Below are 18,252 nucleotides of genomic sequence, written 5' to 3'. Positions count from 1 at the left end.
TCCAGGGCAATCGGTTCATCCGATTGCCCTGAATCCCTCTCGACCTTCGCCAGCGAGGGAAACCCGGCGTTCCAGGGCTAACCGGCTTGTAACTTGACCAGTGGCCGGTATTGCCCGAACGCTGAAGACAAGCCCCTGCCCCGGCGAGGCGGCCAGTCCGTTCGAAAGACAGAAAGAACCCACCCATGACGATGAAGCGTCAAGTCCTGGTGTCGCTGGTGCTGCTGGCGGCCATCGGCGGAGCCATCGCCGCCTGGAGAACCCTGGGCCCGGCCGGCCCGGCCGCCACGCCCCCCGGACAAGGCGGCCCGACCCCGGTCGAGATCATCACCGCCGAAACCCGGGTCATTCAAGAACGCATCGAGGCGGTGGGCACGACCCGCGCCCACGCCGCCATCGACGTGCGTCCCCTGGCCGGCGGCCGGCTGGTGGCGCTGGGCTTCGCGCCCGGCGACAAGGTGGCGGCCGGGGCCATGCTGGCCCGCCTGGACGACGAAACCGAACGGGCCGACGTGGCCGAGGCCGAGGCCGTGCTGGTCGAGGCCTCCCAGGCCCTGGAGCGCGCCCGGCGCCTGCGCCCTTCGCAGACCGTGACCCAGTCCACGCTCGATGAACTGGAAGCCCGGCGCAACGCCGCCCAGGCGGCCCTGGACCGGGCCCGCAAGGCCTTGAGCGAGCGCACCATCCGCGCCCCCTTCGCCGGCGTCACCGGCTTTCGCGAATACGACGTCGGCGCGCGGGTGTCCGACGGCGACCTGCTGACCACGCTGGACGACCTGTCGGAGATGGAAATCGCCTTCATGGTCCCCGAACGCCACTACGGCGCCCTTTCCCTGGGCCAGGCGGTCGAGGCCACCACCCGCGCCTTCCCCGGCCAGCGCTTCGAGGCCCGCGTGACCCATATCGACACCCGCATCGGCGAGGCCTCGCGGGCGTTCCGGGTGCGTGCCTTGCTGCCCAATCCCGGGGAACGCCTGCCCGCCGGCCTGTCGATGAACCTGTCCTTGCCGGCCCAGCCCCGCGAGGCCGTGGTGCTGCCCGAGGAAGCGGTGCTGTCGGAAGCCGGCAACGGCGTGGTCTACGCGTTGCAGGACGGCCGCGTCAAACGCCGGGCCGTTACCTTGGGTCTGCGCCTGCCCGACGCGGTGGAGATTCAAGCGGGGCTGAACGCGGGCGAAACCGTGGTGCGCTCGGGCCTTCAGCGCCTGCGCGACGGCAGCCCGGTGCGGGTGCTGGGGGCCGCCCCCGCCGGCCGGCCGGACAAGGGGTAAGGCAGCCATGGATTTTTCCACCTTCTTCATCCGCCGCCCGGTGTTCGCCACGGTGGTGTGCCTGATGCTGGTCATCATGGGCCTGGCGGCCATGGGCCGCCTGCCCATCCGCGAGTTGCCCGACATCGATTCGGCCGTGGTCACGGTCTCGACCGATTACACCGGCGCCGCCCCCGAGATCATCGACACCGACATCACCGAGCTGATTGAAAGCGCCGTGGCCGGGGTGTCGGGGGTGCGCACCATCACCTCGCAAAGCCGGCGCGGCAAGGCCCGCACCGTGATCGAGTTCGAAACCGGCGTCGATATCGATCAGGCGGTCAACGACGTGCGCGACGTGGTCGCGCGGGTGCGCAACGACCTGCCCGAGGATGCCGACGAACCCCAGATCGCCAAAAGCGACACCGATTCCGACCCCGTGATGCGCCTGTCGCTCTACAGCGACCGCCTGTCGCCCATGGCGCTGACCGACTACGCCGAACGCACGGTGGTCGATCGCCTCTCCACGGTCGATGGCGTGGCCCAGATCGACCTGTATGGCGAACGCCGCCAGGCCATGCGCATTTGGCTCGACCGCCGGGCCCTGGCCGCGCGCGGCCTGACCGTGCAGGACGTCGAGGCGGCCTTGCGCCGCAACAACGTGGAACTGCCGGCCGGCGACCTGAAAAGCGAAGGCCGCCTGTTCACCGTGCGCACCGAAACCCTGCTGCGCTCGCCCGAGGCCTTTGGCGCCATTGTCGTGCGCGTGGTTGATCGCTACCCGGTGCGCCTGCGCGATGTCGCGACCGTGGCCCTGGGGGTCGAGAACGACGACACCTCGGTGCGCGCCGAGGGTCACGCCGCCGTGGGCATGGGGGTGCTGCGCCAGTCCCAGGCCAACACCGTGGCCATTTCCGAGCGCATCCGCGCCGAGGTCGAGGCCATGCGCCCCACCTTGCCCGAGGGCACCACCTTGGAAATCGGCTCGGACGACGCGATCTTCATCAACCGCTCGATTCACGAAGTGATCCTCACCCTTGGCATCGCCGTGGTGATCGTCGTGCTGGTCAATTTCGCCTTCCTGGGCTCGGTGCGCGCGACCTTGATTCCCAGCGTCACCATTCCGGTGGCCTTGATCGGCACCTTCATCGGCATCGCCGCCTTTGGCTTTTCGATCAACATCCTCACCTTGCTGGCCCTGATCCTGGCCATTGGCATCGTGGTGGACGACGCCATCGTGGTGCTGGAAAACATCCAGCGCCGGATCGAGCATGGCGAAACCCCGCTCGCGGCGGCGGCGCTGGGCACCCGGCAGGTGACCTTTGCCGTGATTGCCACCTCGCTCACCTTGATCGCGGTGTTCGTGCCGATTTCGTTCATGGGCGGCTCGGTCGGGCGCCTGTTCACCGAATTCGGCTTCGTGCTGGCCTGCTCGGTGGCGATTTCCACCCTGGTGGCGCTGGTGTTCTGCCCGCCCCTGTCGGCCTCGATCCTGAGCGACGCGGCCCATGAAAGCGCGCTCGCCCGGGGCCTCAACCGCGCCCTGGGCGCGCTGACCCACGGCTATCGCAAGGCGCTGTCGGCCGCGCTGGCAAGCCCGGTGATCGTGCTGGTCATCGCCGCCTTGTGCGCCGGGGTATCGTGGAGCCTGTACCAGACCCTGCCCCGCGAGCTGACCCCGCCCGAGGATCGGGGGGTGTTCTTTGTTTCCATCACCGCGCCCCAGGGCGTGAACAGCAGCTACACCGACCAGCAGGTGGCCAAGGTCGAGGCCAAGGTGGCCCCGCTGCTGGCCTCGGGCGACGCCAAGACCGTGTTCGCGGTGGTGGGCAGCAGCGGCGGACGGGTGCACCGGGGGTTCGTGGTCGTGCGCCTCAGCGACTGGGAACAGCGCGAGCGCAGTGCCGCCGAGCTGTCCAACGCCGTGCGCCGCGACCTGCGCGACCTGACCGGCGCCCTGGCCACGCCGCAGATGCCCGCCGGCCTGGGCCTGCGCGGCAGCCGCACGCCCTTGCAGGTGGTCATCGGCGGCCCCGATTTTACCTTGGTGAAAACCTGGGCCGATGCCTTGCTGCGCCAGGCCCAGGACAACCCCGCCCTGATCAACCCCGAGCTGGATTACGAATCCAACCAGCCGCAGATCTCGGTGGACATCGACCGCGACCGCGCCGCCGAGCTGGGCATCGGGGTGGAAACCGTGGGCCAGACCCTGCAAACCATGATGGCCAGCCGCGAGGTCACCCATTACGTGGATCGCGGACGCGAGTACGAGGTGATCGTCCAGGCCCGCCCCGAGGATCGCCAGACCCCGGCCGATCTTTCCAACACCTTTGTCAGCATCGGACGCGGCGATGTCCTGGTGCCGCTTGATTCGCTGGTCACCCTCACCGAAACCACCAGCGCGCCGGAGCTCAACCGCTACAACCGCCTGCGTTCCATCACCCTGTCGGCCTCGCTGGCCCCGGGCTACGACATGGGCCGCGCCATTGCCTTCATCCAGGACGCCGCCGCCCAGGTCCTGCCGCCCGAGGCCAACGTGTCGTTCACCGGGCAATCAAAGGACTTCCTGGAAACCTCGGGTGGCGTCATCAGCACCTTCATCTTGTCGCTGATCATCGTGTACCTGGTCCTGGCGGCGCAGTTCGAAAGTTTTGTCCACCCGTTGATCATCATGCTGTCGGTGCCGCTCGCGGTGTCGGGGGCGTTGTTCGCCCTGTGGGTGTCGGGGAATTCGCTCAATGTGTACAGCCAGATCGGAATCATTTTGCTGGTCGGCCTGATGGCCAAGAACGGTATCTTGATCGTCGAGTTCGCCAACCAGCGCCGCGACGAGGGCTGTTCGGTGCGCGAGGCCATTCTGGACGGGGCCACGCTGCGGCTGCGCCCCATCCTGATGACCGTGGTTTCCACCGTGCTGGGCGCGGTGCCGCTGGCGCTGTCCAGCGGGGCGGGCGCCGAAAGCCGCGAGGCGATCGGCGTGGTCATCATCGGCGGCCTGGGCATTGCCTCGCTGCTGACCTTGTTCCTGACCCCGGTGTTGTACGACCGGCTCGCGCGCTTCACCCGCTCGGCCGGAGCGGCGGGCAAGGCCCTGGACGACGCCTTGAAAGAGGCCGAAGCGCCCCGCGACTGATCCCCCGACGCGCCGGGATGCCCGTTTTCCCAGGCATCCCGGCCCCCCGCGCGGCGGCCTGCCTCCCCTTTTCTCTTCTTGACAGCCGTATGATCGGGTGATCGGGTCGCCAGACGCCCCTCTCCTCTTTTGGAACCGCCCGTTTCCCGCTCCGGTTGCCCGACCGGACGCCGGGCACGCGCTCCGCCCCCCCGAGGCAACCGGAAGGATTGTCGATGACCGATCGCTTGTTGTGGCATGGCGGCGCGCTGGACGAGGCCACGGCGCGGTTTGGCGATCCCGGCCCCGCCGGCTGGCTGGACCTGTCCACGGGCATCGCGCCCCGCCCCTATCCGTTTCCCCCCGTGCCCCCCACGGCGTGGACCCGCCTGCCGCAGGCGGCGGACGAAGCCTTGTTCCTCGATACCGTGCGCCGGGTGCACCGGGTGCCGGCGGCGGCCGGTCTGGCGGCCCTGCCGGGCGAGCAGGGGGTCTTGCCCGTCCTGGCCGACGTGGGCGCGCCGGCCGGGGAAGTGGTGGTGCCCGATCCCGGTTATGGCGGCCACGCCGAGGCCTGGACCCTGGCCGGGCGCCCGGTGAACGCCGTGCCCGATCCCCTGGCCTGGGCCGGGCGGGCGGCGGTGGTGGTGCTGATCAACCCCAACAATCCCACCGGGCAAACATGGCCCGTGGACCGGGTGCTGGACGCGGCGACGCGCCAGGCCCAGGCCGGGGGCTGGCTGATCGTCGATGAGGCTTTCGCCGAGGTCACGCCCGGGATTTCGGTGCTGCCCTGGGCCGGGCGGCCGGGGCTGGTCGTGCTGCGCTCGCTGGGCAAGTTCTTTGGCCTGCCCGGGGCCCGGCTGGGATGGCTGGCCGGCCCCCCCGGCCTGGAGGCCGCCGTGGCCCGCCGGCTGGGGCCCTGGGCGGTGTCGGGCCCGGCCTTGTTCATTGGCCGGGCCGCCGAAGGCAACGCCCTGTGGCGCCGGCGTCAACGCCTGCGCCTGGACAACCGCCGCCGCCGCCTGGATGGCGTGCTCGCGGGGGCGGGGTTCACCCTTGCCGGTGGCACGTCGTTGTTCCGCTACGTCGAGGTTCCGGCCCCGACGCACGCCCACGACTGGTTCAACGCCCTGGCCCGACGCGGCATCCTGGTGCGGGCCTTCGCCGGCGACGCCACTCACCTGCGCGTTGGCCTGCCCCCCGACCGCCAGGGTCTCTCGCGCCTGGCCCGGGCCCTGGCCGAAACGACGGCCCGCCCCTGATCCCCCGGGTCAGATCGAAGCCGGCGTCAGGGAAACCCCGACCACGCGATTGCGTCCGCTGTTCTTGGCTTCGTACAACGCGCGGTCGGCGATATCGATCAGGTCCTTGGGCGTCATGTCCGGGGCGGGAATGCCGGCCGCGAGCCCGATGCTCATGGTCACCACCCCGGCCCCCGGGGCACCGGCATGGGGCACGGCCTGATCGGACAAGGCGCCGCGCAGCCGTTCCGCGACCTGAAGGGCCCCTTCCAGATCGACACCAGGCAGCAGAATGGCGAACTCCTCGCCGCCATAGCGCGCCGCCAGGTCGTTGGCGCGAAAAATCTGCGACTCCAGGGTATGGGCCACGGTGCGCAGGCAGTCGTCTCCCTTCTGGTGACCGTAGGTATCGTTGAACGCCTTGAAGTGATCCACGTCCGCCAGCAACAGGGCCAAGGGCGTGCCGTCCTGGGTGGCGGCCCGGCAATCCGCCTCGATCGCCGTGTCAAAGGCACGACGGTTGGCGAGCCCGGTCAGGCCGTCGCGATTGGCGAGGCTGTGCAAGGCCATCTGGGCCAGCTTGGTTTCGGTCATGTCGCGCAGGGTCTCGACCACCGCCACCAGCTTGCCGTCCTCGCTGTAAATCGGGCCGGCATCGATGGCCAGGTACAAACGCCGGCCGGCGCGTGGCATCACGCACCAGTTTTCGGCGCTCAATCCCAAGGTGTGATCGCTGGGCAGGGTGTGGCTGTCATAAAGCTGGGCCAGGTGATCGGTCCGCCCCAGGACCAACGTATCAGCCAGACAGTAACGCGGCGTATCGTAGAAGGCCTGCCAATGGTGGCGGGTGCCAAGCAGCTCGGTGGCCGCCACGCCCGTCAGGCGCTCGCAGGCCCGGTTCCAGATCAAAACCCGACGCTCGGCATCCAAAACGAAGGTCGGCACGACAAGATGCTGCATCAGGCGAATGGCAAAGGTGCGTCCCAGATCCATATAACCCTCGGTGTACATGGCCGTCTCCCCTTCAGGGGCCGGTCTTGCCGGCTTTTTCTTAGTGGCTCGGAGCAAAGGCACTGGTGGAAGTCGACAGGAACGGGGGCCCCCGCGATCCCATCCGGCCTTGTCCGATGGAAGCGCCGCCAAAAGGCGGGGATTAGGCCTGAATTGCTGCACCGCACCACCCCAGTGCTGGCCTAAAGTGTACACGTTGCGGTTCGTTCCCGCCAGGGGAAAGCCGCCCGCAGGCTGCGGGAATGGGTGCGCAGGACGCAAGCGGTTGCGCCGGAAGACGAAACGGTTCAGGGTGCCCGCGAGTCAGCCGGGGGCATCAGAACACCGGCGGCGGAACATCGGGCGGACGGCCAGCGGGCCCTTCCGCTGGGGCCGAAGGGAGCCGGATCCATGAGCGTGCGCCATCTTTCCTCGTTGTTCGCGCCAACCTCGGTTGCCGTCATCGGCGCCTCGAACCAGCCCGACACGGTCGGCCATCTGGTCATGCGCAACCTGCTGAGCGGCGGCTTCGCGGGTCCGATCATGCCGGTCAACCCGCGCTACCAGGCGGTGGCCGGCGTGCTCGCCTACCCGGACGTGGACAGCCTGCCGGTCACGCCCGACCTCGCGCTGTTGTGCACGCCCCCCGAAACCCTGGCCGGGCTCATTCAGTCCCTGGGCACCCGGGGCACGCGGGCGTGCATTGTCATGACCGATGTCCGCTCGCGCGGGCGCGAGCGTGGCCCCCGGCCCCTGTCCGAGGTGCTGCTGGCGGCGGCGCGCGAACACCGCATGCGCATGCTGGGCCCGGGCAGCCTCGGCCTGCTGGTGCCGGGAATCGGGTTGAATGCCAGTTTCTTCGCCAAGCCGGCGGCCGAGGGCAAGGTGGCCTTTGTCAGCCAGTCGGGGGGGCTGTGCACGGCGGTGCTCGACTGGGCGCGCGGGCACGGCATCGGCTTTTCGCATTTCCTGTCGCTGGGCGAAAAGGTGGATGTCGATTTCGGCGACGCCATCGACTACCTGGGCACCCAAGGCGACGTGCGCGCCATCTTGCTGCATATCGAATCCCTGACCGACGCGCGCAAGTTCATGTCGGCGGCGCGCTCGGCGGCGCGCAACAAGCCGGTGATCGTGATCAAGTCGGGACGCGGCGCGGAAGGCGCGCGGGCGGCGGCCTCGCACACCGGCAACCTGGCCGGGGCCGACGCCATCCACGACATTGCCTTCAAGCGCGCCGGCATGCTGCGGGTGTACAGCCTCGAAGAGCTGTTCAACGCCGTGGAAACCCTGGCCCACACCCGGCGCCCCACCCGGGGGCCGCGCCTGGCCGTGCTGACCAACGGCGGCGGCCTGGGCGTGATGGCCGTGGACGAACTGATCGAGCGCGGCGGCACGCTCGCGCGCCTGGACGATGCCACCCGCGCGGCCCTGGCCAAGGCCCTGCCGGCGGGGATCGCGCCCAACAACCCCCTTGACCTGGGTGGCGGCGCCACCGCCGAGACCTATGGCAAGACCCTCGACATCCTGCTGGGCGCGGGTGAAATCGACGCGGTGCTGGCGATGTACGCGCCGTGCGCCCTGTCGCCCTCGGCCGACATCGCGCGCAAGGTGATCGAGGTGGCCGAGCGCCACCGCACCGCCAGCGTGTTCACCTGCTGGGCCGGCCAGGCCCAGGTGGAAACGGCGCGGCAGTTGTTCACCGAGGCCCACGTGCCCACCTACGCCACCCCGGACGAGGCCATCCAGGGATTCATGCACCTGGTCACCTACCGGCGCAACCAGCACATGCTGATGGAAACGCCGCCCAGCCTGCCCTCCGAGTTCACCGCCAACGTTGAATCGGCGCGCACCATCATCGACGTGGCGATCGAGCGCGGCCACCTGATCATGAGCGAGCCCGAGGCCAAGGCGGTGTTCGCGGCCTACGGCATTCCAACGGTTGAAACCCACATCGCGCGCACCCCCGACGAAGCCGGCGCGATCGCGCGCCACATGAACGGCCCGGTAGCGCTCAAGATCCTGTCGCGCGCCATCACCCACAAGTCGGACGTGGGCGGCGTGGTCCTGGACCTGGAAACCCCCGACGACGTGCGCCGCGCGGCCGAGGACATGAACGCGCGTGTCGCCGCCACCTTCCCCGAGGCGACGCTGGACGGCTTCACGGTCCAGCGCATGGCGCGACGCCCCGGCGCCCATGAACTGATCGTGGGCGCGACCCTGGACCCGATTTTCGGCCCCGTGGTGCTGTTCGGCCAGGGCGGCACGGCGGTGGAGATCATCCGCGACCAGGCCGTGGCCCTGCCGCCCCTGAACATGGCGCTGGCCCGCGACATGCTGGAACGCACCCGGGTGTTCCGCCTGCTCGAAGGCTACCGCGACAAGCCGCCGGCGGATGTGGAATCCATCTGCCTGACCTTGATCCAGATCGCCCAGATGATGATCGACATTCCCGAGATCGTCGAACTGGAAATCAACCCGCTGTTCGCCGACGCGCGCGGGGTGCTGGCGGTCGATGCCCGGGTCCGGCTGGAGCCCGGCAAGACCAAGGGCCCGCACCGGCTGGCGATCCGCCCTTATCCGGCGCAGCTGGAAGAGATGTTCACCATGCGCGACGGGCGCCAGGCCCTGTTGCGCCCGATCCGGCCCGAGGACGAGCCGCGCCATTATGAATTCGTCTCGCGCCTGACCCCCGAGGACGTGCGCTTCCGCTTCTTTGGCCTGGTCAAGGAACTGCCCCACGACCAGATGGCCCGCCTGACCCAGATCGACTACGCCCGCGAGATGGCCTTCATCGGCGAGATGGAGGAAAAGGGCGAGATGCGCACCCTGGGCGTGGTCCGCGCCGTGACCGACCCCGACAACGAAACCACCGAGTTCTCGGTGGTGGTGCGTTCCGACTTCAAGGGCTCGGGGCTGGGCAAGGCGTTGATGCGCAAGATCATCCGCTACTGCCACGAACGGCGCACCCGCTACATGGTGGGCCAGGTGCTGCGCGATAACCGCCGCATGCTGCGCTTTTGCGAGGACCTGGGCTTCGAGCGGATCGGCGTGGTCGATGAAGACGTGGTCGAGCTGCGCCTGGACCTCGCCAAGATCCAGTGGGCCGACGAATAAGAGCACGCCCGGGGCCCTCCCAAGACGGAGGGCCTGCCTACGGCGCCCCGTCCTGGATCAGGGTTTTCACGTCGCGCGCCGGCGGGGCGCCGAACAGGCGCCGGTATTCCCGGCTGAACTGCGAGGGGCTTTCGTAGCCCACCCGCAACGCGGCGCTCGACGCATCCAGGCGTTGGGTCAGCATCAGCCGCCGGGCCTCGTTCAGCCGCAGCTTCTTTTGGAACTGAAGCGGGCTCATGGCCGTCATCGACCGGAAGTGACTGTGGAACGCCGAGGGACTGAGGCCGGCATGGCGCGCCAGATCCTCGACGCGAAACGGCGCCTGGTAATTCTCCTTCAGCCAGTCGATCGCCCGCGCGATCTGGTAGCCGTGGCTTTCGACCGACATCATCCGGCGCAGGCGCGGGCCCTGATCGCTCAGCAGCAGGCGATACAAGATTTCCTGCTTGATCAGGGGCGCCAGCACGGCCACGTCCTCCGGATGATCCTGCAAATCCAGCAGCCGCTCGAACGCGCCCAGCAGGGGGGGCGGAACCGTGCTCACCGTCATGCCGAGTCGATCGAGGCCTAGCCGATCGGGGCCCGGGCGATCGGGGCCCGGTCGCGTTTCCTCCCCCCCTGACGCCGCCTTGGCGTGCGCCGCCTCCAAGGTCAGGACAAGCTGGGCGACGAGGCGAAAATCCAAAACCAGGGTCAGCCCCAGGTAGGGCTTTTGGGGGGTTGCCTCGATGATCTGCGCCACCACCGGCAGGTCGATGGAGGTCATCAAGAACCGGTGGGCATCGTAGACAAAGGCTTCCTCGCCCAGGAGCACGCGCTTGCGCCCTTGCGCGATCAGGCAAAGGCTGGGGGGCAAGGTGTAACTGGTCGGTTCGGTGGGGGTTTCCCAGCGATGCAAGGTCAGCCCCGGGACAAAGGCCTCCACAGCCTGCGCGCCGTCCGTCAATCGGGCAATCCGGCTGGCCAGCCCGGTCTGGTCAGGCGCCCCGTTCCGCCCTGGGACCTCGGGCGCTTCCCCGCTTTTTCCCATTATTTTTCATGCCTTTTTCCAGACGGGGCCCTCGCCTCGACTCCTGGGACGGTATCATCGCGCCAGAAGATCGACAAGACGAGCCCCGCCAAGGAAGGAGGATCAGGCAAGAATCAAACAGGATCGGTCTAACGGCTTTTCCGCCCGCTCCCCTACGATGAGCGCTGTCCGGAGCACCGGGATCTGTCGCGCTCCCCCTCTCCACCCAGACCTGCCCAGGCCGGCCCAGGCCGGCCTCGGGCCACGCCATGACGAGGAAGGATCCCCTTTGATGCAATTCGAGTACGACAACCCAACCCGGGTTATCTTTGGCGCGGGCACCCTGGCCCGCCTGGGAGAACTCACCCGCCCGCACGGCCAGCGCGCCCTCGTGGTCACCGGCGGCGGCAGCGTCAAGCGCAGCGGACTCTTCGAGCGCGCCACCAAGAGCCTGGGCGACGCGGGCATCACGGTGTTTGAATGCGCCGGCATCGAACCCAACCCCCGCTTGTCCTCGGTCAAGCGGGGCGCCGCGATCGCGCGCGACAATGGATGCGACGTGATCGTGGCCCTGGGCGGGGGCAGCACCATGGACGCATCCAAGGCGATCGCCGCGGCGGTGTTCCACGACGGCGACCCCTGGGACATGATTTATCACGGCCAGCCCCACCCGCATGTGCCGACCCGGGCGCTGCCCCTGATCGCCGTGCCCACCCTGGCGGCCACGGGATCGGAAATGAACAGCGGCGCCGTCATTTCCAACGAGGAAACCACGGAAAAGTCCTTCATGCGGGCCGACTGCCTGTACCCCCGGGTCGCCCTGCTGGATCCGGAACTGACGCTTGGCGTGCCCAGGGACCAGACCGCCTACGGGGTGTGCGACCTGATCACCCACGTGACCGAGTCCTATTTCAACGGGGTCGATGACACCCCCCTCCAGGATCGCTTTGCCGAGGGCGTGATCCTCACCGCCCTGGAATACGGCCCCAGGGCGATCGCCAACGGCGCCGATCTGGAAGCCCGCGCGCAAATCCAGTGGGCGGCGACCCTGGCCCTCAATGGCTGGGTGAACGTGGGCACCAACGGCGGCTATCCGGTGCACATGATCGAACACACGGTTTCGGCCTACCACGACATCACCCACGCGGCGGGCCTCGCCATCATCAACCCGGCGTGGATGCGCTTTGCCGCCCGTCACCGCCCGGCCAGGTTCGTTCAGTTCGCCCAGCGCGTTTTCGGCCTGCCGGCGCAAGGCCCCGACGACCTGGCCGCCGCCCTGGCCGGGATTGACCGCTTCGAGGCCTTCTTGAAGTCGATCGGCTGCCCCACCCGTTTTTCGGAACTGGGCATCGGGGACGCGCTGATCGAAACCTATGCCAGGGACACCGTGCGCATCATCAACGATGGCAAGGGCAATCTGCCCGGTCGCCCGCCGATGAGCGAAGCCGATATCGTGGCCGTTCTCACGGCCGCGCTGTAACAAGGCAGGAGGGGAAACGGCGCGGGAGCCCTCCCGCGCCACCCCCGGCCAGGATCGCCCTACTCGGCCGCCGGCCGGCGTTCCGTTCCCGGCGCGGCCTCCTGGTGGGCCTCGTGCAGCACGCTGACATGGGGCTGGTGCCTGGGACGAACGGTCCCCTTGCGCGAGGGCACCGTCTTGAGCAGCGGGCGCAGCCTGGGGCTGGCCAGAAACTGCTCCATGGCCATTTCGTATCCCTCGCGGCGGCAGCGATCGACGTTTTCAACGGTCCAGAACGGCTTGGCGTCCGACTGGGCCTCGATCACGATCACTTCCACGTCGCGGCCCTGGCTGGCCAGATAGGCCTTGGCCTGTTCGATGTCGTCGTCGCCGATGGTGGCGATCATCTCGGTGACTTGCAGCGAATAGTTATTGTGATTGCCGTTATGGATGCTGAGCGTGTCCGTGTCGTTGCTGTCCATGATCTGCACGCAGATCAACACCTCCAGGGCCGGCAGCGAATCGAGGGCGGCCGGGGTCAGGGTGGCCACGTCGCGCACCGCGCTTTCCCGGTACCAGGTGCCATCAATGTTCGTTTCGGCGATCAGCCACGGCAGATTGCTGCCCGAGGCCAGACGCCGGCCATCCAGGGGCGCGAACCGGGGATGGCCGACGCAGTTGGTGGCCTGGACCACGCGGGGCTCGCCGACCTGCAACAGGCTCATGATGTACACGGGTGCCTGATCGGCGTACACGCCCCCCCAGTTGATGGCGGGCTGGATCCAGCCCTCGGGGTCCTGGGGATCGTACAACTCGCCAAAGGGACCGATGGGCGCGAAGTAGTATCCGCCCAGGCCGAAGCGGGTCAGGGGGTGCCACACACTGAAATTGCGCACGAAAATCCCCAGGTTCCGCTCGGTCGGATGGAACATGTATTCCATGCCCGCCTTGACCACGTCGGGAAACAGCTCGGGCGCGAACAGGTCCTGATAGGCCTGGGGGCTGGCATAATAGCTGGCGAAGCCCCGCATCCAGGCCGCGACCCGCATGGGGAACAAGGGCGGGATCGGCGCCTTCACGTAGTCCTTTTCGCGCATCAGGCCGACCTTGGAAAACTGGTCGATGTAGGCGGTCGGCGCGCCGCCCTCGACCAGGGCCATCAGGTAGTAAAGGCCGATGAAGTTGCCCACGCATCCCGGCAGCAGGGCATCGGGACGGATGCCCAGCTCGGCCATGGCATCAATCGCGCCCACTTCATAGCCGTAGTAAGGACCACCGCCGAAGGGAACGTAGGCGATCCGGGCCGCGTCCGCCCGTTGCTTCCAGGCTTCATACCCGCGCAGCTTCAACCCGGTATAATCGAAATCGACATCCATGAGGGGCCTCCTGTCCGGCCGGCGCACGGGTGGGATCGATCAGGCCTTCCTTCCCCCGGGAGGGTAGGCGAACCCCGGTTCCAACCGTGGAACGGACCGTTTCCGATGGGCTTGAAGAAGAGTGTGGACGAGGGGCACTGCTCTTTCCAGATTATTTTTATGATTGTTTCTCGTTTTCATGGCTTTTTAACCCAAGGGCTCCGGGAAGCCGCTTCCTTCCCGGAGCCCGGGCGATCAGGCGGTGCGCACGTGGTTGAGGAACGTCTGAACCTCGACATCCAGGACGCCACCGCTTTTTTGCAGCCCGACGGCGGCCTTGAGGACGGTTTCGGACGACTGTTTCAAGTCGCTGGCGGCCGCCGCCACGTCGCCGATGATGCCCGACAGCGAGGTCGTGCGCTCGGCCACGTCCTGGGAGCGCCGGGCGATATTCTGGGTGGCTTCCCGCTGGCCCAGCACGGACCGGGCGATCTCGTGGCTCAGGGTATCGATCCGGCGCATGGTGTCCACCACGCCCTCGATCGAGCGCGCCGAGGTGCGGGTGGCCTCCTGGATGGCCTGAATCTGGGCGGTGATTTCGTCGGTGGCCTTGCCGGTCTGGTTGGCCAGGGTCTTGACCTCGTTCGCGACCACCGAAAAGCCCTTGCCGGCCTCGCCGGCGCGGGCCGCCTCGATGGTGGCGTTGAGCGCCAGCAGGTTGGTTTGCGAGGCGATATCGGAAATCAGCTGGACCACCGCCCCGATGCGGTCGGCGGCGGCGGCAAGGGCCTGGATTTCCTCGTGGCTGCGCGAGGTTTCCCGCACCGCCTGCTCGATCATGGTCTTGGCCCCTTGCACATGCTGGCCGATCGCCTCGATCGAGGTGGTCAGCTCGGCGCCGGCCCCGGCCACGGCGTTGATGCTTTCCAAGGCGACAAGGGCAACCTCGGAGGCTTCGCGCGACTGGCTGGAGGTCTGGCTGGAATGCCCCGACATGCTGTTGGCGGTGCCTTCCAGCTCCCGGGCCGCGCTGCCCACCTGGCCGGTCACGCTGCTGATGGTGGCCTCGAACGTCGCGATGCGCTTTTCGATTTCCTGGGCCCGCTCCAGGCGGCGTTGTTGTTCCTCGGCGGTCTTGGCGCGCAGGGCCTCGCTGGAGCGCAGCTCATTTTGAAGGGTGCGCAAGGTGCCCGCCATGCGGCCGATCTCGTCGGCGCGCTCGGGGATATCGATGGGCGCGGAGAGATCGCCGGCAACCATCTGTCCCATGCGGGTGTCGATCACGTTTATGGGGGTGCTGATGTTGCGGGCGATGGCGATGACCGCCGCCACGACCAGGCCCTGCAAGGCCACGATGAACACCAGAACCCCCAGGGCCGTCCGCCAGAATATCTGATTCACATCCTCGATGTACACACTGGCCGCAATGAACATATTCCAGGGATCAAAACGCATCAGATAGTTAATTTTTGGAATTGGCGTGTCACCGCCCGGTTTCTTGAAATAAAATTCGTAGGTTCCTTCCTGTTTTTCCTTCATCAGGGCCACCTGATCCGCGATGATCAGGCGGCCGTTGGCGTCCTTCAGCCCCATCAGGTCACGCCCGACCAGGGCGGGATTGGCCGGGTTGAGCATCATGATCCCGTCCATGCTCGCGGCCGAGACATAGCTTTTGCCGTCGTCGTACCATAAGGCGTTCATGGTCTCGCGAAAGCGGTCCAGGGCCTGGTCGCGGGTCAAGGCGCCGGCTTTAACCTTGTCCTCGAACGACTGGGCGATGCCGCGCGAAATCTCGACCACCGCCCGCAGCTTGGCGAAGCGCGCCTCCAGCAGCTGGTCGCGCAGAAGGAACAACATCAGGGCCGAAACCAAGGCGGTTGAAACCAGCCCAAGACCCACAAGCATTCCGAGTTTTCTGCCTACGCTTAACCTGTTCAACATGCCGACTCTCCAGCAGGCGGGGGGCCGGCTTGGCCCTGCCTGGTCCCCCACGCCGTCCCTGGCGCATCCGGGCCAGCGCGAGAACGGGCAGCCTGGCATCCCGTTCCCCTCGATTCCGAGGGGGCATCATGGATTGACGCGAACGCTCCTTGCGACACGGGCACCGAAGCATGATGTCCGCTTTTTCGTACCGGACACCAGTAAACGTCAAAATACAGGCTATCGGCTAGCGCTTGTTGGAGCTTCCGGCCATTCCCCACGGCCATCCACCACCAAAAGATTATATTCTTTTGATAATTCTCGCTTGAGGCTTGGCGGGTGCAAATTAAGGACGCATCAATTCGCCATTTTCCCGCCTTATTTGGACGGGCCCGAGCGGGGCGGAAGAGGCCCGGGACGCACGCCTTCCCCCCGGAGTCTGTCCGCTTCGAATGAAAGCGGACAGACTCACGCGGTGCCCCCCTTTTCCCCGACGGGCATCCAGATGCCCTTGGGCGGAGAAAGCGGGCATGCTCCGGTAACGTCCGCGCCCGGACACGAGCCCCGGGCGCGATGCGATCGTGCCGGAGAAGTCATGACCCCAGCCCTTTCCGATCAGGGGTCAGGGGTCGAAGGGAAGCATCAGGCGGGCGCGTTCACGCGGAACACATCGTAGATGATCGCCTTGTCGTCCCCGAAGTCCTGGTGCCCCGGAATGTAGGGTTGCGGCTCGGACCGGTGAATCGAGGTCCACAGTCCTTCGTCCTCGATCTTCTTCAAGAGGGTCTTGAAGGACTCAGTGTACAAGTCGAGCCGGTGCGTGAACGACACAATCCCACCCGGACACACGACGCGCTGAAACTCGCGCATCAGACCGGCCATGTTCTTGACATACGTCAACGCGCCAATGCACTGGGCCGCCGCGAAGTGATTGTCGGGGAACCCCAGGGTCTGGTTCATGTCCAGGCGCTTCAGGTCGGCGTAACAGCCTTTCTCACGCGCCTTGTCCAGCGACGCCGTCGAGTAGTCGGCGCCAATCACGGCGGAAAATCCACGTTTCTTGAGATGCAATCCTGTCAGACCCGTTCCACAGCCGGCATCCAGAACCGGCCGTGCGCGATCGACTCCGTGCTGATCCAGGATCTCGGCCGCGCGGACGGGCGCGTCGTAGCCCTTGCTCAGAAGATCGTCCTCGTAGGTCGCCGACCAACGGTCGTAGTAGGCTTCCAGTTGGGGAAGATCCGCATGGGTCATGGTGTCCAGAACGGACGAATCCGTGGCGGAAGTCGCGGTGGTTTTTCTGGCAGTCGAAGCATCCGTCATGCGCACCTCATCATGGTTTATCTTGAATAAACAGATTCAACGTGTGCCCCGCAGGGCACGAAACCATGAAACATATATCGAAGCGCGAATCAACCCGAGCAACGCCTATCTTTACGAGTGTTTCTCCCGTGGGCGCCAGGCAAGAGCCGCTTCGTCCTGGCGGAGGTATCGGGAGAAACGCAGGCGCCGGGGCGCTCACGGAGCGGTGCCGGGAGGGGCTGAACTCCGGCCCGCCCCCTCGCCGATCCCGCTTGGACGGGGCCCGACCACACGCTGCCCGTGCCCCGGGCCTCGCGGCGCTCCTTCGCCGGGCGAAGCCACGTCCTTATCCCCGTCAGATGGAAAAATACGCCAAGGAATCAAAGTGTTATGAAAAGGGAAGAATCCACGGGCGTTCCCTGGCGCACGGCCCGGGCCCTGCTCCTTCCTCATGCGCCCGCAAGGCATCAAGGGCGGCTTGAGCGCGTGCATCGCCCCTCGCGCCAGGGGCCCCGGGCTCCTTGGCCTGCCCCGTCGCGCAGGGGCCAGGCCGTCCCTCCCGGCGGGCTCCCGCAGGGGTTGGAACGGGTGCTCCGCTGTTGCGTGAAAGATTCATGACACTCCCCTTCGCCGGAGGAGTGAAGAGCCCTGGTATCGGAATACGAGAATCCGGAGGCGATCCAAGCCGACTCGAAGGGGCCATCGGCCCCCACGCGCCGGAGGGGCTTCGCGACGGCACCTTCCCCCGCGAAGCCCCTGCCGGCCAGCGTCATTCAGCGTGAAACGGACAGACTCTAATCGCGTTCCTTGCGCGGGGCCCGGAACACGAACAGGTCGGGATCCAGCTTGATATCGCGGCGCGGGTTGAACAACGACACGGTGACTTCAATGTTCTGGGCATCGACCACGCGCCACTGGCGCAGATCCACCGGATCGACGGTGAAGACCAGGGTCAAGGTGCCCTGCCCCGGGTCCTTGGTCTGGACCAGGGAGATTTCGGCCACGCCCCCGGCCTCGCGGAAATTGGTGATGGTCAGGGCCGGGTCGGAAAAGGCGATGTGCTCGCGCAACAGCACGCCCAGCGGCGTGTCGTTGAGACCGATGTAGGTCACCTGCTCCAGCTTGATGTCGTGGTAGATCAGGTGCGACCCGTTGGCCACGATCAGCAGTTCGGCCGGGGGATCGTATTCCATGCGCAGCCGGTTGGGCCGCTGGAGCGAAACCGTGCCCTCGGCATAATTGCCGGTCGACGAAATCTGAAGAAAGCGGGCCTGCACCGAATGCAGGTCGTTCAAATACGCCTCGGCCCGCGCGATGAAGGCCCGTTGCTCGGGACTGAGGCGGGGCAGCACGCTTTCGACCTGGGCGCCCTCGGTCGGCCCCGGCCCGGGGCCCTCGGCCAGGACGGGCGACACCGCGACGCCCCACAACAGCGCGGCGGCGGCAAAGGGAAGCAAACGGCGCATCGGCACTCCTTGCGACAACGGGATGCGACAA

11 protein-coding genes are annotated in these 18,252 nt (G+C 67.2%); 5 read left to right on the top strand and 6 right to left on the bottom strand.

Annotated elements, in window-relative coordinates; translation table 11 throughout:
- Positions 1-185: 185 nt before the first annotated feature.
- The 3 genes from ROR02_RS04440 (at position 186) to ROR02_RS04430 (ending at position 5,627) form a co-directional block, all read left to right on the top strand.
- Positions 186-1,271 carry an efflux RND transporter periplasmic adaptor subunit gene (locus ROR02_RS04440; protein WP_147162808.1) on the top strand — a complete coding sequence of 362 codons (1,086 nt, stop codon included), beginning with the start codon at positions 186-188 and terminating at the stop codon, positions 1,269-1,271.
- Positions 1,272-1,278: 7 nt separating this feature from the next.
- Positions 1,279-4,383: an efflux RND transporter permease subunit gene (locus ROR02_RS04435; protein ID WP_147162807.1), complete on the top strand. Its 3,105-nt coding sequence runs from the start codon at positions 1,279-1,281 to the stop codon at positions 4,381-4,383.
- Between the two features lie 215 nt (positions 4,384-4,598).
- Positions 4,599-5,627 (top strand): aminotransferase class I/II-fold pyridoxal phosphate-dependent enzyme, encoded by a 1,029-nt coding sequence (locus ROR02_RS04430; protein WP_147162806.1) that lies wholly within the window; start codon positions 4,599-4,601, stop codon positions 5,625-5,627.
- Positions 5,628-5,636: 9 nt separating this feature from the next.
- Here the strand turns inward: ROR02_RS04430 and ROR02_RS04425 are convergent, their stop codons facing one another.
- Entirely contained in the window at positions 5,637-6,617 is a 981-nt protein-coding gene (locus ROR02_RS04425; RefSeq protein WP_147162805.1) for a sensor domain-containing diguanylate cyclase, read from the bottom strand.
- Between the two features lie 390 nt (positions 6,618-7,007).
- Here ROR02_RS04425 and ROR02_RS04420 point away from each other — a divergent pair, with 390 nt between their 5' ends.
- Entirely contained in the window at positions 7,008-9,710 is a 2,703-nt protein-coding gene (locus ROR02_RS04420; protein WP_147162804.1) for a bifunctional acetate--CoA ligase family protein/GNAT family N-acetyltransferase, read from the top strand.
- A 37-nt stretch (positions 9,711-9,747) separates the two neighbouring features.
- Here the strand turns inward: ROR02_RS04420 and ROR02_RS04415 are convergent, their stop codons facing one another.
- A complete protein-coding gene (locus ROR02_RS04415) occupies positions 9,748-10,635 on the bottom strand; it encodes an AraC family transcriptional regulator (RefSeq protein WP_246135396.1) in 888 nt (295 codons plus the stop codon).
- Between the two features lie 376 nt (positions 10,636-11,011).
- Here ROR02_RS04415 and ROR02_RS04410 point away from each other — a divergent pair, with 376 nt between their 5' ends.
- Positions 11,012-12,199: an iron-containing alcohol dehydrogenase gene (locus ROR02_RS04410; RefSeq protein WP_147162802.1), complete on the top strand. Its 1,188-nt coding sequence runs from the start codon at positions 11,012-11,014 to the stop codon at positions 12,197-12,199.
- Between the two features lie 59 nt (positions 12,200-12,258).
- Here the strand turns inward: ROR02_RS04410 and ROR02_RS04405 are convergent, their stop codons facing one another.
- The 4 genes from ROR02_RS04405 to ROR02_RS04390 form a co-directional block, all read right to left on the bottom strand.
- Positions 12,259-13,554 carry an alpha/beta hydrolase gene (locus ROR02_RS04405; RefSeq protein WP_147162801.1) on the bottom strand — a complete coding sequence of 432 codons (1,296 nt, stop codon included), beginning with the start codon at positions 13,552-13,554 and terminating at the stop codon, positions 12,259-12,261.
- A 234-nt stretch (positions 13,555-13,788) separates the two neighbouring features.
- A complete protein-coding gene (locus ROR02_RS04400; protein ID WP_170244959.1) occupies positions 13,789-15,438 on the bottom strand; it encodes a methyl-accepting chemotaxis protein in 1,650 nt (549 codons plus the stop codon).
- A gap of 657 nt (positions 15,439-16,095) precedes the next feature.
- Positions 16,096-16,776, bottom strand: a complete 681-nt coding sequence (locus tag ROR02_RS04395; RefSeq protein WP_147162799.1) for a class I SAM-dependent DNA methyltransferase — start codon at positions 16,774-16,776, stop codon at positions 16,096-16,098.
- A 773-nt stretch (positions 16,777-17,549) separates the two neighbouring features.
- Positions 17,550-18,221, bottom strand: a complete 672-nt coding sequence (locus ROR02_RS04390) for a LolA family protein (RefSeq protein WP_147162798.1) — start codon at positions 18,219-18,221, stop codon at positions 17,550-17,552.
- Positions 18,222-18,252 lie beyond the last annotated feature (31 nt).

This window comes from Pararhodospirillum oryzae (genome assembly GCF_007992075.1).
In the GTDB taxonomy this organism is placed as follows: Bacteria; Pseudomonadota; Alphaproteobacteria; order Rhodospirillales; family Rhodospirillaceae; genus Pararhodospirillum; species Pararhodospirillum oryzae.
Note: the sequence above shows the minus strand (reverse complement) of the source record. Positions and strands in the feature narration are given on the sequence as shown.